This is a genomic window from Streptomyces sp. NPDC048142, from assembly GCF_043202835.1.
GTDB lineage: Bacteria > Actinomycetota > Actinomycetes > Streptomycetales > Streptomycetaceae > Streptomyces.
The window spans coordinates 1-23,277 of record NZ_JBIDBC010000028.1 but is presented as its reverse complement, the minus strand read 5'-3'; the positions used below and the strand labels follow the sequence as shown (position 1 = coordinate 23,277).

Annotated in this window: 24 protein-coding genes and 2 pseudogenes; 14 read left to right on the top strand and 12 right to left on the bottom strand. The window is 72.1% G+C overall.

All coding sequences use genetic code 11. From position 1 onward, the window contains the following. Nucleotides 1–3: 3 nt before the first annotated feature. Together ACGF2Y_RS28230 and ACGF2Y_RS28225 are read left to right on the top strand one after the other, a co-directional pair. A complete protein-coding gene (locus ACGF2Y_RS28230; protein ID WP_392953025.1) occupies nucleotides 4–477 on the top strand; it encodes a hypothetical protein in 474 nt (157 codons plus the stop codon). 486 nt (nucleotides 478–963) lie between these two features. Beyond that, nucleotides 964–2,025, top strand: a complete 1,062-nt coding sequence (locus ACGF2Y_RS28225) for a lactonase family protein (RefSeq protein ID WP_392953022.1) — start codon at nucleotides 964–966, stop codon at nucleotides 2,023–2,025. Nucleotides 2,026–2,152: 127 nt separating this feature from the next. Here the strand turns inward: ACGF2Y_RS28225 and ACGF2Y_RS28220 are convergent, their stop codons facing one another. The 4 genes from ACGF2Y_RS28220 to ACGF2Y_RS28205 all read right to left on the bottom strand — a co-directional run bounded on the left by ACGF2Y_RS28220 (nucleotide 2,153) and on the right by ACGF2Y_RS28205 (nucleotide 6,192). Beyond that, complete coding sequence (locus ACGF2Y_RS28220; protein ID WP_392953020.1) at nucleotides 2,153–3,076, bottom strand: sirohydrochlorin chelatase; 924 nt, start codon at nucleotides 3,074–3,076, stop codon at nucleotides 2,153–2,155. Between the two features lie 178 nt (nucleotides 3,077–3,254). Continuing rightward, entirely contained in the window at nucleotides 3,255–4,388 is a 1,134-nt protein-coding gene (locus tag ACGF2Y_RS28215) for a BadF/BadG/BcrA/BcrD ATPase family protein (protein ID WP_392953017.1), read from the bottom strand. After that, nucleotides 4,385–5,062, bottom strand: coding sequence for a uracil-DNA glycosylase (locus ACGF2Y_RS28210; RefSeq protein WP_392953014.1), 678 nt, complete (start codon nucleotides 5,060–5,062; stop codon nucleotides 4,385–4,387). Before ACGF2Y_RS28210 ends, ACGF2Y_RS28215 begins: the two co-directional genes overlap by 4 nt. Before the next feature lie 44 nt (nucleotides 5,063–5,106). Beyond that, nucleotides 5,107–6,192 carry a WD40/YVTN/BNR-like repeat-containing protein gene (locus ACGF2Y_RS28205; RefSeq protein WP_392953011.1) on the bottom strand — a complete coding sequence of 362 codons (1,086 nt, stop codon included), beginning with the start codon at nucleotides 6,190–6,192 and terminating at the stop codon, nucleotides 5,107–5,109. A gap of 310 nt (nucleotides 6,193–6,502) precedes the next feature. Between ACGF2Y_RS28205 and ACGF2Y_RS28200 the strand changes: the two genes are divergently transcribed. Both ACGF2Y_RS28200 and ACGF2Y_RS28195 read left to right on the top strand, forming a co-directional pair. Continuing rightward, entirely contained in the window at nucleotides 6,503–6,967 is a 465-nt protein-coding gene (locus ACGF2Y_RS28200; RefSeq protein WP_392953192.1) for a hypothetical protein, read from the top strand. Between the two features lie 79 nt (nucleotides 6,968–7,046). After that, nucleotides 7,047–7,778: a class I SAM-dependent methyltransferase gene (locus ACGF2Y_RS28195; RefSeq protein WP_392953009.1), complete on the top strand. Its 732-nt coding sequence runs from the start codon at nucleotides 7,047–7,049 to the stop codon at nucleotides 7,776–7,778. 17 nt (nucleotides 7,779–7,795) lie between these two features. Here ACGF2Y_RS28195 and ACGF2Y_RS28190 read toward each other — a convergent pair whose 3' ends face one another. Continuing rightward, nucleotides 7,796–9,196: an FAD-dependent oxidoreductase gene (locus ACGF2Y_RS28190; RefSeq protein ID WP_392953006.1), complete on the bottom strand. Its 1,401-nt coding sequence runs from the start codon at nucleotides 9,194–9,196 to the stop codon at nucleotides 7,796–7,798. A gap of 96 nt (nucleotides 9,197–9,292) precedes the next feature. Then, the gene (locus tag ACGF2Y_RS28185) at nucleotides 9,293–9,979 is read right to left on the bottom strand and encodes a DUF305 domain-containing protein (protein WP_392953003.1); all 687 of its coding nucleotides are present in this window, start codon (nucleotides 9,977–9,979) and stop codon (nucleotides 9,293–9,295) included. 158 nt (nucleotides 9,980–10,137) lie between these two features. Here ACGF2Y_RS28185 and ACGF2Y_RS28180 point away from each other — a divergent pair, with 158 nt between their 5' ends. Further along, nucleotides 10,138–11,631, top strand: a complete 1,494-nt coding sequence (locus ACGF2Y_RS28180) for an LVIVD repeat-containing protein (RefSeq protein WP_392953000.1) — start codon at nucleotides 10,138–10,140, stop codon at nucleotides 11,629–11,631. Between the two features lie 300 nt (nucleotides 11,632–11,931). Here ACGF2Y_RS28180 and ACGF2Y_RS28175 read toward each other — a convergent pair whose 3' ends face one another. From ACGF2Y_RS28175 to ACGF2Y_RS28160, 4 genes are all read right to left on the bottom strand, one after another. Further along, on the bottom strand, nucleotides 11,932–12,126 hold the full coding sequence (locus ACGF2Y_RS28175) for a hypothetical protein (RefSeq protein ID WP_392952998.1): 195 nt from the start codon (nucleotides 12,124–12,126) through the stop codon (nucleotides 11,932–11,934). A 96-nt stretch (nucleotides 12,127–12,222) separates the two neighbouring features. Beyond that, a complete protein-coding gene (locus ACGF2Y_RS28170; RefSeq protein WP_392952995.1) occupies nucleotides 12,223–12,918 on the bottom strand; it encodes an HAD family hydrolase in 696 nt (231 codons plus the stop codon). Between the two features lie 299 nt (nucleotides 12,919–13,217). Next, a complete protein-coding gene (locus ACGF2Y_RS28165) occupies nucleotides 13,218–14,153 on the bottom strand; it encodes a M56 family metallopeptidase (RefSeq protein WP_392952992.1) in 936 nt (311 codons plus the stop codon). Between the two features lie 97 nt (nucleotides 14,154–14,250). Then, the gene (locus tag ACGF2Y_RS28160; protein WP_392952990.1) at nucleotides 14,251–14,862 is read right to left on the bottom strand and encodes a DUF5134 domain-containing protein; all 612 of its coding nucleotides are present in this window, start codon (nucleotides 14,860–14,862) and stop codon (nucleotides 14,251–14,253) included. Between the two features lie 290 nt (nucleotides 14,863–15,152). On the opposite strand from ACGF2Y_RS28160, the gene ACGF2Y_RS28155 reads away from it, so the two are divergent. Beyond that, a complete protein-coding gene (locus tag ACGF2Y_RS28155) occupies nucleotides 15,153–15,740 on the top strand; it encodes a GNAT family N-acetyltransferase (RefSeq protein ID WP_392953189.1) in 588 nt (195 codons plus the stop codon). A 12-nt stretch (nucleotides 15,741–15,752) separates the two neighbouring features. On the opposite strand, the gene ACGF2Y_RS28150 is transcribed toward ACGF2Y_RS28155, so the two are convergent. Beyond that, nucleotides 15,753–16,436, bottom strand: coding sequence for a glycerophosphodiester phosphodiesterase (locus tag ACGF2Y_RS28150; protein ID WP_392952987.1), 684 nt, complete (start codon nucleotides 16,434–16,436; stop codon nucleotides 15,753–15,755). 293 nt (nucleotides 16,437–16,729) lie between these two features. On the opposite strand from ACGF2Y_RS28150, the gene ACGF2Y_RS28145 reads away from it, so the two are divergent. From ACGF2Y_RS28145 to ACGF2Y_RS28125, 5 genes and pseudogenes are all read left to right on the top strand, one after another. Next, nucleotides 16,730–18,127 (top strand): DUF6421 family protein, encoded by a 1,398-nt coding sequence (locus ACGF2Y_RS28145; protein ID WP_392952985.1) that lies wholly within the window; start codon nucleotides 16,730–16,732, stop codon nucleotides 18,125–18,127. Between the two features lie 26 nt (nucleotides 18,128–18,153). After that, nucleotides 18,154–18,921 (top strand): SDR family NAD(P)-dependent oxidoreductase, encoded by a 768-nt coding sequence (locus ACGF2Y_RS28140; protein WP_392952982.1) that lies wholly within the window; start codon nucleotides 18,154–18,156, stop codon nucleotides 18,919–18,921. Continuing rightward, nucleotides 18,918–19,979: a threonine aldolase family protein gene (locus ACGF2Y_RS28135; protein WP_392953186.1), complete on the top strand. Its 1,062-nt coding sequence runs from the start codon at nucleotides 18,918–18,920 to the stop codon at nucleotides 19,977–19,979. Before ACGF2Y_RS28140 ends, ACGF2Y_RS28135 begins: the two co-directional genes overlap by 4 nt. Before the next feature lie 76 nt (nucleotides 19,980–20,055). Then, nucleotides 20,056–20,655: a transglutaminase family protein gene (locus tag ACGF2Y_RS28130; protein WP_392952979.1), complete on the top strand. Its 600-nt coding sequence runs from the start codon at nucleotides 20,056–20,058 to the stop codon at nucleotides 20,653–20,655. A 64-nt stretch (nucleotides 20,656–20,719) separates the two neighbouring features. Beyond that, a pseudogene (locus ACGF2Y_RS28125) lies at nucleotides 20,720–20,884 on the top strand (cytoplasmic protein); the annotation flags it as partial. A gap of 129 nt (nucleotides 20,885–21,013) precedes the next feature. Here the strand turns inward: ACGF2Y_RS28125 and ACGF2Y_RS28120 are convergent. After that, the gene (locus ACGF2Y_RS28120; protein WP_392952976.1) at nucleotides 21,014–21,736 is read right to left on the bottom strand and encodes a lysophospholipid acyltransferase family protein; all 723 of its coding nucleotides are present in this window, start codon (nucleotides 21,734–21,736) and stop codon (nucleotides 21,014–21,016) included. Between the two features lie 230 nt (nucleotides 21,737–21,966). On the opposite strand from ACGF2Y_RS28120, the gene ACGF2Y_RS28115 reads away from it, so the two are divergent. The 3 genes and pseudogenes from ACGF2Y_RS28115 to ACGF2Y_RS28105 all read left to right on the top strand — a co-directional run. Beyond that, nucleotides 21,967–22,293, top strand: coding sequence for a thioredoxin family protein (locus ACGF2Y_RS28115; protein ID WP_392952973.1), 327 nt, complete (start codon nucleotides 21,967–21,969; stop codon nucleotides 22,291–22,293). Between the two features lie 196 nt (nucleotides 22,294–22,489). After that, complete coding sequence (locus ACGF2Y_RS28110) at nucleotides 22,490–22,999, top strand: flavin reductase family protein (protein ID WP_392952971.1); 510 nt, start codon at nucleotides 22,490–22,492, stop codon at nucleotides 22,997–22,999. Between the two features lie 195 nt (nucleotides 23,000–23,194). Then, a pseudogene (locus ACGF2Y_RS28105) lies at nucleotides 23,195–23,277 on the top strand (electron transfer flavoprotein subunit beta); the annotation flags it as partial.

The following is a 23,277-nucleotide window of genomic DNA, read 5'->3' as shown; positions in this document are numbered from 1 at the left end:
CGGTTGCCTGCAGAACGCCGTGCCGAGCGCAGCCTCGAAGCGCTGTGCCGGATGCTCGTCCCCACTGACCGAGTGCGCCGCGACGGCGAGGCCCAGGTGGTCCCGGCCGGCTTTCTGGTCCGCGGCGACACCGTCCTTCTGGAAGCCGGAGACCGTGTTCCGGACGACGGGCGCCCGGCCATCGCCGAGGAGCACGTACCCGTTGCCGAGCGCACCGGCATGCTCTTCATGAACACCGCGCTGACTCGCGGTCGCGCCGAGATGATCGTCACGGCCACCGGTATGCGTACCGAGGTCGGCGCGATCGCCGAGGCGTTGCGCACCGGCGCGGAACCCTCCAGCCCGCTCCAGGTACAGATGGACATCCTGGGCCGGAGCCTGGCCGTGTCAGCGGCATGGCCGTGGCCGCCTACGCCCTCGTGGCCCTCCTACGGGGCGAAGAGCTCGCCGACCTCGCCCTTCGGGCGGTGGCCCTGACCGCGTCAGCTTCCATGCCAAGGGAGCCGTCGACGTCCTTCTGGACCGCTGCACCCATGTGCTGACCGAGAGAGGTGGCGCGGCTGACCTTCACAGCCATCGCAGGGATCGCCGATCCGCCACGTCCCCAGGGCCGTGACGCGGTTGGCCTGGCTCAGGCGGCCGGTGTGACCGTCAAGACGGTCACCGGGGAGCATACGGACACCGCAGCCGCCATCGCCCCTGAACTCGGCATCACGGGAGACATCGTCTCGGGGGCCGAGCTGACCCGGATGAGCGACAAGGAGCTCACGGACCGCATCGATGACGTCGGTGTGTTTGCCCGCGTCGCCCCTGAACACAAGGTGACCGTTGCCGAAGCCCTGGCCCGCGCCTCCGCGGTCCCGCAGCCGCCGATTCCCTCCGCCCGCATTGGTCTGGACCGCGGCGGGCTGCCTGCTACCGTCGGCCGTGAGGATCGCGGCGACGGTGAAGAGGGGGAGCGCGATGATCGGCAACAGCGCCGGGCGGGCATTCATAGGATCGTTCACCTCGGCGGGCGGGCGCGGAATCACCGCCGCCGCCGTGGACCGGGACACCGGTGCGCTGACCGTGCTCGGATCCACGGACGCCGTGCCCGACCCCTCGTTCCTCGCCGTCGGCCCCCAGGCGGGCGGTACGGCCCTGTACGCGGTCGGCGAGAGCACCCCGGGTGTCGTCGCCGCCTTCGCCCTCGACGGCGACGTACCTGCCCTCCTGGGCCCCGTCCGGGCTGTCGACGCCGAAGCGCCCACCCACCTCGCGCTCGCCGCGAACCACCTGGTCACGGCCAATTACGGCTCCGGCAGCGTCACCGCACTCCCGGTCCTCGCCGACGGATCGCTCGGGGCGGCGTCATCGGTGCTCCGGCACGAGGGCAGCGGGCCGGACGCCGGACGCCAGGAGGCGCCGCACGCCCACCAGGTGCTCGCCGACCCCTCCGGGAACTGGGTGGTCAGCGTGGACCTCGGCACCGACTCCGTGCACGTCTGTGCCCTGGACCCCGCCACCGGCGCCCTGCGACCGCACGGCGAGACGGCCCTGCGTCCGGGTACCGGACCGCGCCATCTGGCCTTCCACCCCTCGGGCTCCCTCGCCTACGTCCTGGGCGAGCTGGAGCCGACCCTGACCGTGTGCCGCTGGGACGCGGCGACGGGCCGCCTCGACGTGCTCGGGGAGACGCCGGTGCTGCCCGAGCGCGAGGCGGCCGACGACGCGGCGCGCACCTACCCGTCCGAGGTGGTCGTCGCGCACGACGGACGCTTCCTGTGGACCGCCAACCGGGGCCACGACAGCATCTCCGTGCTCACCCTCGACGAGAGCGGCGAGCAGGCGGCCCTGGTGGCCACCGTCGGCTGCGGCGGCCGCTGGCCGCGCGACCTCACTCTCGACCCGAGCGGCCAGTGGCTGTACGCGGCCAATGAGCGCTCCGGGAACGTCAGCTGGTTCGCCGTGGACGCCGGGACGGGCGTCCCGCAGCACGCGGGCTCCGTCGAGGTCCCCGCGGCCTCCTGCGTCGTCCTCGTCTGACAGCGGCCGACCCGGACAGCGCAGCCGCCCCGACAGCACAGCGGGCCCGGACCGGAGATTTCCTCCGGTCCGGGCCCGCCGCGCTGTCCGGCTTCCCGAGCCGCCGCCCGACGGCGACGGCGTCCGGTCAGTGAGCCTGCGCGCCCTGCGGCGTCGCCGGCGTGATGCCCAGCGTCGTGGCGTACAGGGACAGCACGAGCTTGCCGATCGCCGGGTAGGCGCCCAGCGGCTCGGCCGTCGCGCAGCCCGCCTCCTTCGCGGCGGCGTCCAGCAGACCGGGATCGACCTCCGGACCCACCAGGTACGGCGCCAGCGCCAGCTGCGCGGAGCCGGAGCCCTGGAGCTGCTCCGCGATCGAGGCGACCGAGCCCTCCACGTCCAGCGCGGCGGCCATCACCGGCACGGCGAGCCGGGCGGCCAGCAGCATGCCGGTGATCCCGGCGGCCTGCACGGCCTCCTCGCCGCCCACGGTGGCCAGCACGATGCCGTCGGCGGCGGTGGCGACGGTGAACAGCCTGGCGCGGTCGGCGCGCGCGAGACCGGCCTCCGACAGCCGTACGTGCAGGGCCTCGGCGAGCAGCGGGTGCGGGCCGAGCACATCGGTCAGCTCGGCCTGCGTACCGCTGTCCATCACGGACTGCCGTATCCGCCGGATCAGCGCGCTGTCGGGACCCGCGAGCAGCGGGACCACGACGGCGGGCGGACCCGCGGGCTCGGCGACCTCACGCCCGGCGGCGACGGCCTGCTCGAAGCGCGCGACGCGCTCCGCGGCGGTGTGGGCGAGAACGGTGGCAAGGGTCGGGTACTCGGCATCGTCGCCGTCGAGGTAGCCGATCCGGGCGTTGAGGCCGGGCAGCTCGGAACGGGCGATGCTGATCACCTCTTCGGCCAGGCTGCGCGTGGCCGAGGAGGGGGTACCGGGAACGGCGAGAACGAGCGCGGCAGCGCCCTCGGGTGCGACCACGGGCTCCGGGCGGCGGTGCCGTCCGGACTGGCGAGGTCGCGGCATTCGTACAGGCAGGCCGGAAGCGGGCCCAGTGGGGGTGCTCATGGCGCCGCATGCTACTGGTTTTGCCTCCCCCTCTGTTCGGGGAGGGTCCGGTCGAGCGTTAACTATCCGCTTATGTCCGATCAGTCATGTACCACCGGAGTGTCCCTGTCTGTCGGCTCGTCGTTCCGCCCGGTCTGCGTCCGTTTCCGCTCCGCCTCCCTCTCCGTCCCCCGGCCCGTCACTCCGTACGGGGCTCGTCGCGCACCGTCGTTCCGACGGGCTGTCCGGTCTCGTGCTCCCGGGGCACGAACAGCATCGTCGGGTGGCGCGGCAAGCGCAGATCCCCGGCCGCCAGAGCGCACGCGATCCGGAGTGCGCCTGTCAGCGGATCGCCCGCCGCCGAGGTCACGCGCGCCCCTGGCAACAGACGCGCCAGCTCCTCACGCAGGGGCAGGAGGAGTGGGTCACCCATCCGGAACAGGCCGCCCGTCAGGGCCACTTCGCCGACCCCACCGGCCTCGCCGTCCTGCCCGGCGGTCGTCGCGCGCGCGGCCGCCGGGCACACGGCGGCCGCCGCCTCTGCGATATGGCCGGCGGCCGCCCGCAGAATGCCGGCGGCGACCGGATCCGCTCCGGCGCACGCCGCCACCTCCGGGGCGAACGAGGCCAGCACGGCCGGCCGGTCGGAGCGCGGGTAGAGCAGCCCCGGCAGTGCCTCGGCCGGTCCGAACACGGCCCGCAGCCGGTCCAGCAGCGCGGGGGAACCGCCGCGCCGCCCGTCATGGGCGCGCATCGCCGCGTCCAGCCCGGCCCGGCCGATCCACGCACCGCCGCCACTGTCACCCAGAAGATGACCCCACCCGTCGGCCCTGTGCCATTCCGTCAGGTCCGTACCGAGGGCGATCATGCCCGTGCCGCCCGCGACGACCGCCCCGGGGCGCTGTCCCACCGCGCCCGCGTAGGCCGTCACCGCGTCGGCGGCCAGCGCCAGCCGGCGTACCCCCAGCGCGTCCGCGAGTGCGCCGGGCAGCTCCGCCCGCAGCCGCTCGCCCAGGGTGGCCATCCCGGCGGCCCCGATCGCCAGCGCCGCGATCTCGCCCGTCGGGGCGTCGTCGGGCGCGGACACGGCCGCCCGCGCCAGCAACTCCCGGGCGGCGGGCAGCAGCTGGTCCAGCAGATGTCCGGCGTCGATGCCGCCGGGCCCCGTCCGTACCGGCTCGGCACAGACCGTCGTCGAGAGAGCCCCGGGCAGCCCCACCCGGCCGAGCGCCACCCGCAGCCCGGAGCCCCCGGAGTCGACCCCGAGGACAGGTGCGCCGGCTCCGGGCGGACCCGTTCCGGCCGGACCGGGCGACGCCGGGGGGTGGCTCACGGAAGCCGCCAGTCCACCGGTTGAGCCCCTTGGCGCTCCAATAGTTCGTTGACGCGGCTGAACGGCCGCGAACCGAAGAAACCCCGGTCCGCGGACATGGGGGAGGGGTGCGAGGACTCGATCGCGGGAAAGTCGCCCAGCTGCGGGCGCAGATTGCGGGCGTCGCGCCCCCACAGCACCGACACCAGCGGAGTGCCCCGGGCCACCAGCGCCTTGATGGCCTGCTCGGTGACCTCTTCCCAGCCCTTGCCCCGATGGGCGGCGGGCCGCCGGGGCGCGGTGGTCAGCGCCCTGTTGAGCAGGAGCACCCCCTGCCGCGTCCACGGCGTGAGATCGCCGTTGGACGGCCTGGGCAGCCCCAGATCCGCGTGCAGCTCCCGGAAGATGTTCTCCAGACTGCCCGGAAGCGGCCGGACGTCGGGGGCCACCGCGAAGCTCAGCCCGATCGCGTGTCCCGGGGTGGGATACGGATCCTGGCCGACGACGAGCACTCTCACCTCCTCGAACGGCTGCTGGAACGCCCGCAGTACGTGAGCCCCGGAGGGCAGGTAGGTGCGCCCCCCGGCGATCTCCGCGCGGAGGAAGTCGCCCATAGCGGCGATGCGTTCGGCGACGGGTTCGAGGGCGTCGGCCCACCCCGGCTCGATGATCTCTTTCAACGGTCGTGCTGCCACGGCCCGCACTCTACTGCTGATACGACCACTCCGATCAACTGCCGTCAGCCGAGCGTCACCGCCCGCACGCACAGGACGTCCGGCAGATGCGAGGCGAGCTGCCGCCAGCTGTCCCCGTCGTCCGCGCTGGCGTACAGCTCGCCGTTGCGGTTGCCGAAGTAGACCCCGGCGGGATCGGCGTCGTCGGTGCACAACGCGTCCCGCAGCACCGTGCCGTAGTGCGCCCCGTCCGGCAGGCCCTGCGTGAGCGGCTCCCAGGTGCGCCCCGCGTCGCTCGTACGGAACACCCGGCAGCGGTGTTCCGCCGGGACCCGGTCGGCGTCGGCGTTGATCGGGAAGACGTACGCCGTGTCGCCGCGGTGCGGGTGCGCGACGGCGGCGAACCCGAAGTCGGAGGGCAGGCCCGCACCGATGTCGCTCCAGTGGTCGCCGGAGTCGTCGCTGCGGAACACGCCCCAGTGGTTCTGCAGATAGAGCCGGTCCGGGTCGGCCGCGTCCCGGGTGACCTTGTGGACGCACTGGCCGAACTCCGGGTCCGGATCGGGAAGGAAGACCGCCGAAACGCCCTTGTTCGAGGGAGCCCAGCTCGCACCGCCGTCCTTCGTCCGGAACACGCCCGCCGTCGACACGGCGACGGTCACCGCCCGGGCGTCCCGGGGGTCGGTCAGGACGGTGTGCAGCCCCTCACCGCCACCGCCCGGCTCCCACCGCGAGCGGGTCGGGTGCTCCCAGAGCGGGCGGATCAGCTCGAACGACTCGCCCCGGTCCTCGGAACGGAACAGCGCGGCCGGCTCCGTGCCCGCGTAGACCACGTCCGGCGCCTCGGGGCCGGCCGGGTGCAGCTGCCAGACGCGCTCCAGCGACGCCCCGGTGGACTTGGGGAATCTCACCGCGGGCTGTCGCGGCTCGACCCAGGTCTCACCCAGATCGTCCGAGTGGAAGACGGACGGTCCCCAGTGCGCGCTGTCCCCGCCGACCAGGATCCTCGGAGTGTCCCCCCGGGTGTCCACGGCGACCGAGTAGATCGCCTGCGCGTTGAAGTGCGGGCCCGTGATCTCCCAGGTCCCGCCGCGTCTGCGGCCGATGAAGAGACCCTTGCGGGTGCCTGCGGTGAGCAGTACGTCGGTCATGGTCCTGGACCTCCCGAAACGCTGTTGTGCCGGAACAGTGTCAGTTTGCACCCGGCCACTGACAGTGGCCCGCGCACACGCCCGCGGCCCGCCGGTGGCGTGTTCCCCTGCCCGGAGCCCGCCCGCCGGACCGCCCGAGCCCCCGGGCGGTCCCAAGCCCCCGGCGGACCAGGCCGGCGCGCGCCCCGCCCGCGCGCCCCGCCGTCGGCAGCTGACATGCTGGCGAAGGAGGGACAGCGGCCGGACAGCAACCCGGGGGCGGCCCGGACAGCAGTCCGGGAACGGCGCAGGAGACACCGAGGAGACGATGATGGGCAGCGGGATCACGGACGCCGACGGCCACCCCGTGCCGGTCACGGTCACCGCGGGGGAGCCCGCCCCGGTCAAGGTCACCGCAGACGAGCCCGCTCCGGTCACGGTCGTCGAGGGCGAGGCCGGCCCGGCTCCCCGCGTCGGCATCCGGCTCTCGCCCCAGGCCGGTGAGCTCCTCTGGTCCTGCACTCCCGAGGCGGCCCGCGAGCTGGCCGCCGCACTCCTCCGGGCGGCCGAGGAGACCGAGAACGCGCCGGGGGAGCGACCCGTCACGGTCGAGGCGGGCGAACTGCGGCGCGGCGACGTGCGCGACGGCGACCGGGCCATGACCGTGGAGAGCGCCCGGACCGACGGCTCCACGGTCCACGTCACCTGGAAGTCCGGAGCAGGCCGCAGCTGGACCCAGGCGTACGCCGCCGACACCGCGATCACCCTCAAGCGGCGGCTCCCCGAAGGCCGTTGACGCACCCGGCGCGTCCGGGTCCCCGCACTGCGCCGCGACCGTCAGCGCTGCGTGCGCGATGTCGGTAAGGTGGCCACTGATGTTCACCGAACAGGGCCCCACCGTGCGCGAACTGGCCGTCCAGGCGCTCTCATCGACCGAGCGCGGATACGACCTCCTCGCCCCGAAGTTCGACCGGACGCCCTACCGCACCCCTGACCGCGTGCTCGACGCCGTCACCCGGGCGGTGCGCGAGCTCGGCCCCTTCGACACCGGGCTCGACGTCTGCTGCGGCACCGGCGCGGGAGTGGGCGTGCTCCGGCAGCTGTGCCGGGAACGGGCCGTCGGGGTCGACTTCAGCGCGGGCATGCTCGCCGAGGCCCGGGGCGCCTTCCCGCCCGGGAGCGCGGGGCCGGCGGTGGACTGGGTACGGGCCGACGCCCGCTCCCTGCCCTTCGCGCCCGTCTTCGATCTGGCCCTGAGCTTCGGCGCGTTCGGCCACTTCCTGCCCGCCGAACGCTTCGGCCTCTTCGCCGAGGTGCACGGATCCCTCCGGCCGGGCGGACAGTTCGTCTTCCCGCTCGGCGCACCGCCCCCGGTCGGGTCACGCGCCTACTGGTCGCTGCTCGGCTTCGACGCCGCGATGCGGGTGCGCAACGCCCTGTGGCGGCCGCGGTTCATCATGTACTACCGCACGTTCCGGCTCGGCGATGTGCTGGAGGACCTGACGCAGGCGGGATTCTCCGTGCGGCTGCTGCCGTTGACCGATCTGGGACCGCGCCCCGACGGCAGTCCCCGGGCCCGGCTGGTGGTGGCGACCCGGGAGCGATAGCGCGGGCGGGGCGCAGCTCAGCGGGTTTCGTCCCGGGCCGCGGCCAGCAGCCCCGGCCAGTCGGGGATCTTCACCGGGCCGCGCCCCAGCGAACGGCCCAGCTCCGCCTCCGCGCGCTCGATCGACAGCCAGCCGGCCCACTCCACCGGCCGCAGCCCCCACGCCCGCAGCATGGCCAGCGGATCGTCCGCCGCCGCACGCCGCGTCAGTCCGGCCGCGTCCTTGAGGAGCGAGGCCACCGTCTCCTTGGCGCAGGAGCGGTTCGAGCCGATCACCCCGGTCGGCCCCCGCTTGATCCATCCCGCCACGTACTCACCCGGCGACGGCGACCCGTCCCTCAGCACCCGGCCCGCCGCGTGCGGCACCGTGCCGCGCGCCGGGTCGAAGGGCAGCCCCGGCAGCTCCACCCCGCGATAGCCGACCGCCCGCAGGACCAGTTGGGCCTCGACGTCCTCGTACGCCCCGGTGTCCCGGACCCCGCCCGCGCCGTCCGGCGCCGTCCGGGCGAACCGTACGCCGGCGACCCGCCCGGCACGCTCCAGCACCTCCACCGGCCGCAGGAAGAACCGCAGCCGGATACGGCGCGCGGCACCGGCCGCGCCCGGAGCCCCGCCCGGCACATCCTCGGCCGCGCCCGCCGACCAGCCGCGCAGAACCTCCAGGTTCCGCCGCACCACGGCGGGCAGCGGCAGCGATCCGGGCGGGCCGTCCGGAGCCGCGTACGCCGGGTCGAGCGCGAGCTCCGCCGGGTCGACGACGACCCGCGCCCCGGGCAGCGCCCCGAGCTCACGCAGCTCCTTGGTGGTGAACCGGGCCTGGGAGGGGCCCCGTCGGCCCACGATGTGCACGTCGCGCACCCGGCTGGCCGCCAGCGCGCTGAGCGCGGCGGGGGGTACGTCGGTGGTCCGCAGTTCGTCGGCGCCGCGCGCCAGGATCCGGGCCACGTCGACCGCCACGTTCCCCACGCCGATCACGACGGCCGAGCGGGCGTCCAGCTCGAACGGATCGGAGCCGATGTCCGGGTGGGCGCTGTACCAGGAGACGAAGCGGGTGGCGGAGTAGCTGCCCGGCAGACTCTCGCCCGGCACCGCCAGCGGGCGGTCCGCCGACGCCCCGACGCAGTAGACGACCGCGTGGTACAGCTCAGCGAGCCGGGCAGGGGAGACCCCGTCCGCCCCGCCGACGCCGACGTTGCCGACGAAGGTGACCCGCTCGTCCTCCAGCACCGCCCGCAGACTGTTCTGCAGCGACTTGATCTTCTCGTGGTCGGGCGCCACCCCGTACCGCACGAGTCCGTACGGGGTGGGCAGCCGGTCCAGGACGTGCACGCGCACATCGGGCACGAGCGACTGCTGGAGCAGGGCCTGGGCGGTGTAGACCCCGCTGGGACCGGAACCGACGACGGCGACTGAGAGCACGGCGCACCTCTTCCCGGAGGTTGCTTCCAGCATCGCACCACCGGGCCGATCCGCACCGCCGCATGCACGGGGCAGGCGGCCGGGTGCGCGAGCGGCTCAGTCCATCAGCCCGCGCATCCGGTTGATCTCCACGGTCTGCTGGGCGATCACGTCGCTCGCCATCTCCTCGACGATGACGTCGTTCCCCTCGGTGAGCGCCTCCGTGGCCATGGTGATCGCTCCCTGGTGGTGGGTGATCATCAGCTTCAGGAAGAGCACGTCGAAGGCCTTGCCCTCGGCGGCGCGCAGCTTCTTCAACTGGGCGTCGGTCGCCATGCCGTGCATCCCGGAGTGGTCGTGCTGCTGCTGGCGCCGGTCGCCGCCGTTCTTTTTCAGCCATCCTTCCATCGCGCCGATCTCCGGCTTCTGACCGGCCGATATACGTTCGGCGAGCCGCTCGACGGTGGTGGAGGAGGCCCGTTCCGGGACGAGGTCGGTCATCACGAGCGCCTGCCTGTGATGTTCGATCATCATCTGCGTATAGCGGAAGTCCGCGGAGTTGGCCGTGTCCTGACCGGCTTCCTTCACGGCCTCCTCGGCGGAGAGCGTCCGGGCGGGTTCACCCGGTCTGCCGGGCGCGACCACGCCCGGACCTGCGTCCTTGGCCTGGTTCGACGCCCCGTCACTGCTGTCCGCGTCACAGGCTCCCAGGGCGAGTACGACGGCAACCGCCGCCGCCGCGAGAGCGGTTGAGCGCAGAGTCGCGGACCGGCGATGGATCAACACGGAGACCTCCTGTGCCACATGGTTTGTTGCGGACCGTCCTAACACGCTTCCACCGGCCAAAGATCAAAAACTCTTCCTACGTCTGTGTTGCCATCTGTTGATGTGTACATGGGAGGGACGATACTGCCGGGGGTCCATGAACCGTTCGACCCCGAACGGATACAAGGGAGGACGCAGTGACCTCGTTGCACACCACCCGCGTGCGGCGCAGACGTCTGGGCGCGGTGGCAGCCGCAGCCGGACTCCTCGCCACGCTGCTGACGGCCACCACAGCGGCCGCGACCCCCGACCCGGGTGACGCCCCGGCCGACCGCGGTTCCGTCACCAGGAGCGAGCAGGCCGAGGCCAGGGCCGCGATAGCCGGCGGTGACATACCCGGCGTGGACGAGATCGTCCACAGCTCCAACATCAAGCACCTGACGAACGTGCCGAAGGGCGCCCTGAAGGGCACCAACACGGACCTCGCGTTCCAGGGCAAGTACGCCTACGTCGGCAACTACGACGGCTTCGTCATCTACGACATCAGCAAGCCGAAGAAGCCCAGGACGGTCGCCCAGGTCCTCTGCCCCGGCTCGCAGAACGACATCTCCGTCTCCGGGAACCTGCTGTTCCTGTCGACGGACTCCTCACGCAGCGACGACTCCTGCTCCAGCACCACCCAGCCCGCCACGGAGAAGTCCTCCTGGGAGGGCATGAAGATCTTCGACATCAGCAACAAGCGGCGGCCGGAGTACATCGCCGCCGTGGAGACCGCCTGCGGTTCCCACACGCACACGCTGGTGCCGGACGGCAAGAAGAACGTGTACGTGTACGTCTCCTCGTACTCGCCCAGCGAGGCGTTCCCGGACTGCCGGCCGCCGCACGACGGGATCTCCATCATCAAGGTGCCGCTCAAGGCGCCCCAGAGGGCCCGGATCGTCAACTTCCCGGTGCTCTTCCCGGACGGCGGCAATCCCGGTGCGCCCGAGAACCCGGGCGTCTCCAGCACGACCGGCTGCCACGACATCACGGTGCTGCCGTCCAAGGACCTGGCCGCCGGAGCCTGCATGGGTGACGGTCTGCTGTTCTCCATCAAGGACCCGGAGCGCCCGAAGATCATCGACCGGGTCCAGGACAACGTGAACTTCGCGTTCTGGCACTCGGCGACCTTCAACCAGGGGGCGAACAAGGTCGTGTTCACCGATGAGCTCGGTGGCGGCGGCGCGGCCACCTGCAACGAGGAGGTCGGTCCCGAGCGGGGCGCCGACGGCATCTACGACATCGTCGGCAAGGGCGACAAGCGCAAGCTGGTCTTCCGCAGCTACTTCAAGATCGACCGTCACCAGGCCGACGTCGAGGTCTGCGTCGCCCACAACGGCTCGATCATCCCGGTGAAGGGCCGCGACCTGATGGTCCAGGCCTGGTACCAGGGCGGCATCTCCGTATGGGACTTCACCGACTCGTCCAAGCCCAAGGAGATCGCCTTCTTCGAGCGCGGCCCGGTCACGCTCGACCGGGTCACCACGGCCGGCCCCTGGTCGGCGTACTACTACAACGGCCACATCTACTCCAGCGACATCGCCAAGGGCTTCGACGTGCTGAAGCTGAACGACCGGCGCACCAACCCGGCCAAGCGGGTCAAGCTGGACGAGCTCAACGTGCAGACGCAGCCGGACTACTTCGAGCGCTGATCCGTCAGCGGTTCCGGTAGCCGACTCGTCACGCATTCCGGGGGCGGTGTCTCCCGGGCGGTCATCCGCCCGTGCGGCACCGGCCCCGGTGCGTGTGCCGCCGGAAATTCATTGACCGATGAGCCGGGTGGGGACATGCTGGATCCCTGCGACGGCGGACTGCGCAACTCCGGTCCCCGGCGCGGCCCCCGGCCGTGTCCCACGTGGCACGCCGAGGGTGCGCCTGGATCCGGCGACGCGGGGGATCGCCGGATCGGGCGCGATCTCCCCACCCCGCCTTCGGCCGCGGCGCCAGGGAGGTCAGGCGGCGGCGCGGACGCTCCCGCCGGTGGCGGCGGACCACTCCACCAGCAGCCGCTGATACTCCGCCTCGTCCTGCGGCGTCAGGCAGCCGCCCGAGCGCTGCCACAGCTCGCGGATCTCCGCGTTGACCTCGGTTGCGGGACGCACGGATACGGCGGAATGCGCGGATACGGACGACGGCATCGGGGACATGTCCACCAGGCTACGGCCACAAGCGACTGCCATTACCCCATCCGCAGCGGGATATGCCTCACACTTCGGCCCGATTTCCCTTGTTCGCTGCGGGCTTCAGCGCGGGACCAGCCCCAGTGAACGCAGGCCGTCGGGCCGTTCCGGCGCCGGCAGATGGTCCACGAACCGGACCTCGCAGCCCAGCGCCGCCGCGCCCCCGTCCGCGTTCCGGTCGTCACCGACCATGACCACGTCCGCCGGGTCCCGGCCGATCAGTGAGCAGGCGGTGCGGAACAGTTCCGCGGCGGGCTTCTGGAGTCCGTGCTCGAAGGACAGGACATAGGCGTCGACCAGGGCGTCGAGCCCGTGGGCGCGGAAGACCGGGCGCAGGTCCCAGCCGATGTTGCTGACCACGCCGACCGGGGTCCCCGCCCGTCGCAGCGCCGCCAGCACCTCCGCGGTGTCCGGGTAGGGCTGCCAGGCCTCCGGCCGCATATGACGGTCGTACAGCGCGTCGTACAGCCCCGGATCGGGCAGGGTGACGCCCCGGGCCAGACCGGTGTACGCCTCGCGGTGCAGAGCGGCGCTCAGGTCCCGGCGTGCCATCGCGCCGGCCAGCTGCTGCGGGACCCGGACCGGGGGCGGGCCGCCCGGCAGGGCGCCGGCCGCCGTGAGCTCTCTCACGTACCGCTCGAAATCCTCCGGGGTTACGTCGATGTCCTCCTCGCGCAGCACAGCGGCGAGCCAGTCCCGGACCGGCTCGATACGGAACAGGGTTCCGGAGAAGTCGAACAGCACGCCTTTGATCACCATGGGGCCGATCCTTCCCGCTCCGTCCCCGTGCGGACAAGAGCGCCCCTCTCGGGCCCGCAGGGGCCGCTTCCCCTCCGGCCGGAGCCCGGGGCGCGCCGCGTATCGGGAGTACCCGGCGGTGCTCGCCGTCACCACGGTCGCTCCCCGCAGCGCACCGCCCACGACGTAGGTCAGCCGGAGCACCCCCAGATGCATCCAGTACGCCCGGCGCAGCCGGACGAGCGGCCCGCAGCTCACGACGGCCGTCAGGCGGGCCCGGCGGGGAAGGCGGCGGAGTCGGCTTCCCCGCGCCCCGGGGGCTATCCCAGCGCGCGGAGCCCCGGCACGAAGGCCACGACCAGCGGGACGACCGGCACCAGTGCGGCGGCGGCCGTCAGCCGGATCCTGCGGCCCGCCGTCAGCCGATCGACCGGTGACAGCAACCGGTTGACCCGGAGGGGCACTTGGGCGTGCGGGGTGGGGCAGGGGCCGAACACCCCCCGGTCCTCGTTGAGTCCGACGAGGGCGAGCGCGGTCGTCAGCCGGCCGAAGCGGCGGGACGCCACGTCGTCGGCGGCCAGTTCGACCAGCCGGTGCATCTCGTCGCGGAACGCGGCGAACACCGGGATCTGCGGGAAACCGATCGCCAGCGCCGACGAGCAGTGCAGCAGCCAGTCGTGCCGGGCCTGGGCGTGCCCCTGTTCATGGGCGAGCACGGCATCGAGCTGGCGTCCCTTCAGACGGCCCAGCGCGGCGGTGGTGATGACGAGTCGCGGAGCCGTGCCGGGCAGCCACCAGGCGTCGGGGCGTTCGCCCTCCAGCACCACGAGACGGTCGGCGCCGGGCTCCTCGCCGGGCATCAGCGGGGCCCGCACCAGCAGTTCCGCCCGGCGCTGCGCGCGGCGACGCCGCGCCCGCCGGATCTCCCGCAGGAGCATCGCCCCGGTCCACAGCCCGCCCAGTGCCAGCAGCACCGCGATGACCGCCGACCACGGTCCGTACGCCGCCAGGGCATACGCCTCGACGACGGCGTGCGGGGCGGGGGCGAAGACATGGCCGCGCACCGCCTGCCAGGCGGCGGCCGCGCTCAACGTCATGGACAGGGCGAACGACAGGAGCACCCCGGCCACCACGCACTGCCAGACCCACAGGGCCACGACCGGCTCGCGCTCCGGCCACCGGGCGCGTGCCATCAGGCGCGGGGTCACCAGGGCGGTCAGTGCACCGAGCAGCAGCAGCGCGAGGGAGACCAGCATGGCTCCAGCTTAGGAGGGGCGGGTCGGCCGGAGTACGGCCCCGACCGGCAAGTGACGCAGACCACGGTCCGGCGGGGGTTCTGTCCCACTTCCTGTCTCACAGGGTGAGCAGCATGGCGAACATGCCGATGCCCATCGTCAGTCGGCAGGCCGTCGTGAGCTCGGGCCGTCCGTCCGTCCCGCCCCCGAAGCCTCCCGGGCCCCGCCCGGCGACTCCCGGGCCGCCGGCCGGGGCCACGGCGGTCCCGGGCACCAGACGGCCGGCCGAGCCCAGCACGTAGAACGCGTAGTAGACGAGCAGCACCCCGGTCAGCAGGGGTATGCCTCCGGCTCCGCCGCCCGCCCCGTGCCCGGTATGCCCGCCCCCGCCGCTCCCTGCTGCTGCCGCCGGGGCCATCGCCACGGCCATGTAGACCATGGCCAGCGAGCCGACCAGATGGTGCCGGTGGTGGCCGCCGCGCAGGGCGGGCCGCAGCGCCCGCAGCGCCGCCGCGCCGAACAGCACGGCGTACACCGCCCAGGCCCAGTCCGGGGGCGACAGCGCCGCCGCCGGAACGGCCATCGCCGCCATGCCGAAGCCCATGAGCGCCTCCGAGCGGGCGGTGCGGCGCTCCTGCGGCGTTCCCGCGCGCGTGCACAGCAGGCAGTAGACGCCGCTCACCGCGCACAACGCCATCAGCAGCCAGCCGGTCAGGGCCCCTCCGTGCACGGCGCGCCTCCCCCCGATCGGACGTACCCACTGTTAAGGGTCGCCCCATCGATGCCCGGGCGGCCGCCGTCGAACCCGGCGCACGGGGGTGTGAAGGAGGTGCGCCCGGGGCCCGCCCAGGGCGCACGGGGTCGCGTTACTCTCGACCGCACGCGCGACGGCGGAGACCGCGAGACCGTGCGCGCGGCAGCGGAGCCTTACGTACGGCAGTAGAGAGTGCGTACGGCAGCGGAGAAATACGTATGGCAGCAGAGAGCGCGTACGGCAGCAGAGAAACGGAGCGCCCCACCATGGACACCGCGACGACCCCCGACTCGGCCCGGCTGACCTTCCGCGACGCGACCGAGGACGACATCCCGGCGCTGGTGACCCTCATCGAGTCCGCCTACCGCGGCGACTCCAGCCGCACCGGCTGGACCACCGAGGCCGACATCCTCCAGGGGCAGCGGACCGACGAGCAGGGGGTGCGCGAAGTCCTCGACGCCCCGGCGGGCAGGCTCCTCACGGTCGAGCGCGGCGGCGAGCTCGTCGCCTGCTTCCAGCTCGAACACCGGGGCGAAGCCGCCTACTTCGGCATGTTCGCGGTCCGTCCCGGACACCAGGGCGGCGGACTCGGCAAGCTGATCATCGCCGAGGCGGAGCGCATCGCCGGGGAGACCTGGGGCGTCGGCGAGATGCATATGACGGTGATCTCGGTGCGCGAGGACCTGATCGCCTGGTACGAGCGCCGGGGCTACCGCCGTACGGGACAGCTCACCCCGTTCCCGTACGGCGACGAGCGCTTCGGCATTCCGCAGCGCGACGACCTGGCCTTCGAGCTGCTCGTCAAGAACATCGGGGAAGGCCCGCTCGTCGAGAACGCCGGGGAAAGCGCGTGAGAGCGCCCGCTCTCAGGCCGTGAAGCGCCCGGTGCGGCGGATCTCGGGGAAGTCGGTCGTCGCGCCGTCCAGACCGAGCGCCCGCGCGAGGCGCAGCTGGTCCTGGGTGTTCACCACCCAGCCGATCACCTTCACGCCCTCGGAGTGCGCCTGTTCCACCACCTCCAGGGTGAGGCGGCGGATGTTCAGCGCGAGCGTCGCCGCGCCCGCCGTCCTCGCCCGGTCCACCACGTCCGCACCCCAGCGACTGGCGATCAGGACCGTGCGTACGCCGGGCACCAGCCGGGCGATCTCGGTGACGGCCTCGTCGTGGAACGAGGACACCTCGACCCGGCCGACGAGCCGGCGCTCCCGGATCACGTCCGCCAGCGCGCGGGCCGCCGCCACGTCCTTGATCTCCGCCTGGAGCGGGGAGGACACGGCCTCCAGGACTTCTTCGAAGACCGGGATCCGCTCGCCCTGCCCCGCGTCGAGCTCGCGCAGCTCCGCCAGGGTCTTGGCCGCGATCGGGCCGGTCCCGTCCGTGGTGCGGTCCACCTCCGCGTCGTGCATCACGGCGAGCGCGCCGTCCTTGCTGAGGTGGAGATCCAGCTCGATGGCGTCCATTCCGGAGGCCTCGGCGCGGACGAAGGAACGCAGGGTGTTCTCGGGCTCGACGCCCATCACTCCGCGATGACCCAGGGTGAGAAATGACAAGGCGACCTCGCTTCCGTCGGCGGCTGTCCGTCGACCGCTCCTGCCCGCGCGGAACTACGGCACTACGGCACCGGTGAGGGTAGCGGCCACGGCCCGCGATGTCCCTTGCCGTGCGGGCCCGGTTGCCGGGGCCCAGGAGCGGCGGCGGGAACTGTGCGCCTTCCCGGAATACGACAGGAAAAACAGCGGTGACCATGGGGGGTACGCAGGATAATTTTCAGTGCCCCCTTGTCGGGAGGAACCCTGCACGGCTACGGTGAATCCACGCGAGGTTCTCCCGTGGAGGAAGTGTTATGACGGAAATTCTTGTGCACAACGCCACCGACGGCGCGATAGCTACGGCCCAGCGGGTGGTCGAGCACCCGGCCTGGCCCGTGCTCAAGGATGCCGTCGAGGAAATCCGCCCCTGGCAGTCCAAGGACGGATCCATCGACTTCGAGGCCGAGGGCGCCCCGTCCCCGGCCACCGTCGAGCAGGTCCTCGACCGGGTGATCGCGGCGGTCGAGGAGCTCTCCCCGCTCCTCCCGCACGACGTCGCCTACCACCGTGCGCTCGTCACCGACCTGCGCCGCTGGGCCGCCGACGGCTTCCGTGTCCCCGACTTCCTGGACTCGCTGCTCGCCTTCCAGCCCGCGAAGGACCGGACCGACGGCCTCCAGCACCTCGTCGTCTTCGCGATGTACACGCAGAACGGCAACCCCGACCGCAACCTCGAAGCGGTCGTGCTCAAGATGGTCTGGCCCGAGTGGCTCGCCGACCTGGAGGCGAACCGCTACGACAACCCGCTCTTCTGCGGCATCACCTTCGAGGACTTCACCGCCGGGTACGACACCAACTCCGCGGTGCTCTTCCCGGAGACCATCGCCGTGCGCGAGGCCCCCGAGCGCTTCAGTTGGGGCGGCATCTTCTGCGACCGCGAGGCCGCCCGCTTCCGCCGCGTCACCGAGGCCTCCGTCGACCTGCTCGGCCTGGAGCTGCCCGACGACATCCGCGAGATGATCGGCGACCAGCAGCGCTGCGAGCAGGCGTTCGTCCTGTGGGACATGGTCCACGACCGCACCCACAGCCACGGTGACCTGCCGTTCGACCCGTTCATGATCAAGCAGCGCCAGCCGTTCTGGATGTACGGACTGGAGGAGCTGCGCTGCGACCTCACCGCCTTCAAGGAGGCCGTGAAGCTGGAGTCCGAGGGCAACGCCCACGGCCGTGACGTGCAGTACGCGGTGCTCTTCGACCGGATGTTCCGCTTCCCCGTCTCCGGCGAGCGCGTCCGCAACTACGACGGTCTCGGCGGCCAGCTGCTCTTCGCGTACCTCCACAAGCACGACGTGGTCCGCTGGACCGACAACACCCTGAAGATCGACTGGGACCGTGCCCCGCAGGTCACCAACCAGCTCTGCGCGGAGATCGAGAAGCTCTACCGCGACGGCATCGACCGGCCCAAGCTGGTCCACTGGTTCGCCGCGTACGACCTGGTCTCCACCTACCTCGCCCCGCACCCGGGATCGCGCTGGGCCAAGGGCCCCGACGCCCTGGACCTCACACTTCCTCCTCGCAAGCTCGTTGACGACGTGCTTCCGGACGAGTTTCCCCTGAGCATGTTCTATGAGGCGCTCGCCAAGAAGCTGAAACACGTGATTGCCTCCACCAAGGGAATCACCGCGGCGAACGACGAGCGGGCAGCCGCGTGAACCATTTTCCCGAGGAGGCGGTGGCCATGAACGCGAACGGTACGGGCGAGGGGACGGGTGTGCTCGAAGGAGCCGTGGTCGCGGTCGCCGGAGCGGCCGGCCCCGCGGGCCGCGCGACGCTGCTGCGGCTCGCCGAGGCGGGCGCGACGGTCGTCGGATGCGACGCGAACCCCGAACGGCTCGCCGAGGCGGTGGACGCCGCCCGGTACGCCCACGGGGGCGCGACCGTCACCGGCGAGACCGTCGACCTGCTGGACCTCGACGCCACCCGCGACTGGGCCAAGCGCACCGAGGCGGAGTTCGGCCGCATCGACGGACTGGTCCACCTCGTCGGCGGCTGGCGCGGCAGCAAGTCGTTCCAGGAGACCGTGCTGTCCGACTGGGACGCCCTGGAGAAGCTGCTCATCCGCACCGTCCAGTCGACCTCGCTGGCCTTCCAGGAAGCCCTCCAGCGCAGCGACCGGGGCCGCTATCTCCTGATCAGCGCCGCCGGGGCCAGCAAGCCCACCGCGGGCAACGCCGCCTACTCCTCCGCCAAGGCCGCCGCCGAGGCGTGGACCCTCGCGCTCGGCGACGCCTTCCGCAAGGCGGGGGGCGAGGAGGGGCCGCGTACCGCTGCTGCGATCCTGGTGGTCAAGGCACTGGTGCACGACGCGATGCGCGCCGAGCGCCCGCATGCGAAGTTCGCGGGCTTCACCGACGTCACGGAGCTGGCCGAGGCCATCGCCGGCGTCTGGGACAAGCCCGCCCCCGAAGTGAACGGAAAGCGCCTGTGGCTGACTCCGCAACCGTGAGGACCGACGCACGACGTCACCACGATCCGCAGGTACGCGGCTTCGCCAGTGACAACTACGCCGGCGCGCACCCGGAAGTACTCGCGGCCATCGCCCTCGCCAACGGCGGCCACCAGGTCGCCTACGGCGAGGACGACTACACCGGTCACCTCCAGCGGGTCATGCACAGCCACTTCGGCCCCACGGCCGAGGCCTTCCCGGTCTTCAACGGCACCGGAGCCAACGTGGTGGCACTCCAGGCGCTCACCGACCGCTGGGGCGCCGTCATCTGCGCCGAGTCCGCGCACATCAACGTGGACGAGGGCGGCGCGCCCGAGCGGATGGGCGGGCTGAAGCTCCTCACCGTGCCCACCCCGGACGGCAAGCTCACCCCCGAGCTCATCGACCGGCAGGCGTACGGCTGGGACGACGAGCACCGGGCCATGCCGCAGGTCGTCTCGATCACCCAGAACACCGAGCTGGGCACCGTCTACACCCCCGACGAGATCCGCGCCATCTGCGACCACGCCCACGAGCGCGGCATGAAGGTGCACCTCGACGGGGCGCGGATAGCCAACGCCGCCGCCTCCCTGGACGTGCCGATGCGCACGTTCACCAACGCGGTCGGCGTCGACGTGCTGTCCTTCGGCGGCACCAAGAACGGCGCGCTCTTCGGCGAGGCCGTCGTCGTGCTGAACCCGGACGCGGTCCGGGCGATGAAGCATCTGCGCAAGCTCTCCATGCAGCTCGCCTCCAAGATGCGCTTCGTCTCCGTCCAGCTGGAGGCGCTGCTCGCCAAGGACCTGTGGCTGCGCAACGCCCGGCACGCCAACGCCATGGCCCAGCGGCTCGCCGAGGGCGTCCGGGCGATCGACGGGGTGGAGATCCTTTACCCGGTCCAGGCCAACGCCGTGTTCGCCCGGCTGCCGCACGCGGTCAGCGAGCGGCTCCAGCAGCGCTTCCGCTTCTACTTCTGGGACGAGGCGGCCGGGGACGTCCGCTGGATGTGCGCGTTCGACACCGGCGAGGACGATGTCGACGCCTTCCTCCAGGCGCTCAAGGAAGAAATGGCGCGCTAGCGCATCTCGCGCATAGTTATGCGGCCGATCGGAAATCGATGGACTTCCGGTCGGCCGCTTCGTACGCTCTCCGAGCATGGAGCTGACGCAGCAGTCCCCGGACATCGGCGCGTATCTGGCCGCCGACGAAGCCATCGACCATGAGCATCCCCAGGTCCGCGAGGTGGTGACCCGCCTCGCGCTCGACGCCGACACCGCATACGCATACGCGCGGGCCGCCTTCGAGTATGTCCGCGACGCCCTTGCGCACTCCGCCGACTCGGGGGACCCGCGGGTCGCCTGGCGCGCATCCGAGGTGCTCGCCACCCGTAACGGCATCTGCCACGCGAAATCGATCGCGCTCACGGCCCTGCTGCGGGCCCGCGGCATCCCGGCCGGTCTCTGCTACCAGCGCCTCGCCGACGGCGACGGAGCGAACCCGGTGGTCCACGGCCTGGTCGCGCTGCGGCTTCCCGGGGCCGGGCGCTGGGCGCGGGTGGATCCCCGGGGCAACAAGCCGGGTATCGACGCGCAGTTCTCGCCGGAGCGGGAGCGACTGGCCTGGGTGGCACGCAAAGAGTTCAATGAAATCGACTATCCGGTAGTCTATGCTGCACCGCCCGAGGTGATTCTTCGCGCGCTGAGAGGTGCCCGGGACCGCTCGGAGCTCTGGCGGAACCTCCCCGGAGACCTCTGAACCCACCCAGTACCCCGCACCACCGCGCCGAGCCACCGCACCCGGCCAGGCAGTAAGGCAGACGATCACCCTCACCGTGTCCGACGAGGTGCGCACGATCGCACCGGGCTTCACCCACCTCGCCGTCGAGGCGCACGGCCTGGTCAACGGCCCCAGCGACACCCGCAGCGCCGCCCTGCTGGACGACGCCGCCCGCAGGCTCGCCGAACGCCTGGAGGGCCTCGCACCCATGACGAACGGCGAGCTCGACGCCGCGGGCGCCGAACTCGCCGCGACCCTGGAGCAGCTGAGTCCCGGGGCGCGGATCACCGTCCACGCACCGCGGCGACATGACGGCCGCCCCGTCGCGGGGCGGCCGTCAGCCGAGCTCGCGCACCTCGGCGGGGGTCGGGGCCGTACCGCCGAGATGGGCCGGCACCCACCAGGTGTCGCCCGCGTCCTTCGGGCGCACCGGGTAGGCCCGCTGCGCCGCCTCCAGCAGCTCCTGGACCCGCTCCCGCAGCCGCCGGGTGATGGCACCGGCGTACTGGTCGGAGGGCGCCTCCACGGGCTCGCCGACGCGGATGGTGATCGGGATGTGGCTGCGCCGGAAATTGCGCGGCCGCCCCTTCGTCCAGATCCGCTGCGTACCCCAGAGCGCCATCGGGATCAGCGGGACCCCGGCCTCCTGGGCGAGCCGCGCGGCACCCGACTTGAAGCTCTTCAGCGTGAAGGACTGCGAGATGGTCGCCTCGGGGAACACGCCGACGATCTCCCCGGAACGCAGCGACCGGAGCGCGTGGGCGTACGCGTCCTCGCCCTGGTCGCGGTCGACCGGGATGTGCTTCATTCCCCGCATCAGCGGACCGGAGATCCTGTGCCGGAAGACGGACTCCTTCGCCATGAACCGGACCAGCCGCTTCTGCGGCAGCGCGCCCAGGCCGGTGAAGATGAAGTCGAGATAGCTGATGTGGTTGCTGACCAGCACCGCACCACCGGTCTTCGGGATGTGCTCCGAACCCTGTGTGTCGATCTTCAGGTCGAGCGCCTTGAACAGGGTGCGAGCGGCGCCGACGACCGGTCGATAGACGAGTTCTGCCATCTGGAGAAGACCCTTCTTCAGCGCCTGGGGAGGGTTCTCCCGGCGGAAGTTACGCAGCCGTAGGTTTTCGGCATTGTGGCGATGGTGCCCCATGCGCGAGCCGCTGGCCAGTCCCGGCGGACGTAGGGCGCGAGATTCTCGTCACGTGTACATCCCCCGGGAGCTGCGGGAATGTTCGGGCGGCGGTCGGTGCTGAGCCCTTACGAAGAGCTCTGATCAGGAGGCACCAGGTGGACCGAGGGACGCACGGACAGCGGCTCGACGCATCCCGACTCGGCGCGGAACTCGGGGAGCGAGCGACGCTCGTCCAGTTCTCCAGTGCCTTCTGCCAGCCGTGCCGGGCCACCCGTCGCACGCTCCACGAGGTGGCCGGGATGGTCGACGGGGTCGTCCACATCGAGGTCGACGCCGAGGCCCACCTCGCACTGGTGCGGCAGCTGGACATCACGAAGACGCCGACCGTCCTGGTGCTCGACGCCGAGGGCGAGGTGGTCCGCCGGGCATCGGGCCAGCCCCGCACGGTCGACGTCGTCGCGGCGCTCGGGCACGCCATATGACGGACCGTGACGCATCTCCCACATTCCGGCACGCTCTTGACTGCACCCACCAAGCATCGTCAGTCTGACGTTATGCCGCCAGAACTCCTTCTTCACGGCCGGGCCCATGTGGACCTCGCACGCCATGCGAATGCGCGCTGTCCGGGTGTCTGAGCCCCCACGGACCCGTACGCCGCTTTCGCAGAAGGACACGTCCATGACGGCAACGCCCGACCTCGCCCCCGACCCGAGGGCCGCCACGCCCGAACTCTTCCGCTCGGTCTTCCGCCGCCACGCCGCGGGCGTGGCCGTGATCACGGCCACGGGGGAGCGCCCGGTCGGCTTCACCGCCACCTCGCTGACCTCCGTCGCCGCCGAACCCCCGCTGATCTCCTTCGGTATCGGTACGTCGTCCTCCAGCTGGCCCGTGCTGTCCGGGGCCGAGTACGTCGGCGTCCACATACTCGGCGAGCACCAGCGCGAACTGGCCGCGACCTTCGCCCGCAGCGGAGCCGACCGCTTCGGCCCGTCGACCGACTGGAGCAGCGGCCCCGAAGGCGTTCCGCTCCTCGCCGACGTGTCCGCCTGGCTGGTCTGCCGCGTCGTGACCCGTATCCCGGCGGGGGACCACCGCATCGTCATCGCCGAGGCCGTGGCGGGAGCGCCCTCCGGAGCCGGCCGCCCGCTGGTCTACCACCAGGGACGGTTCACGGCTCTGCGAGACTGAGGCCACGCACGCACAGGCCCGCCGCGTTGGCAAGGTCACATGTGCGGCGCTTGCCCAGGGGTAAGAGACTGGGTGTACTGGTGAGTAATATCGGGCTCGGAGCCTCGGTCGTCCTGACCGGATTCGACCCGACAAGGCGCCTATGCTGCGTGCAACAAGGCAGCCCGGAAAAGACGATGCAGTAGGAGAGCCGGCGTGAGCTTGAGGATCGTTGTCTGTGTGAAGTACGTGCCCGACGCGACCGGTGACCGGCGTTTCGCCGATGACCTGACGCTGGA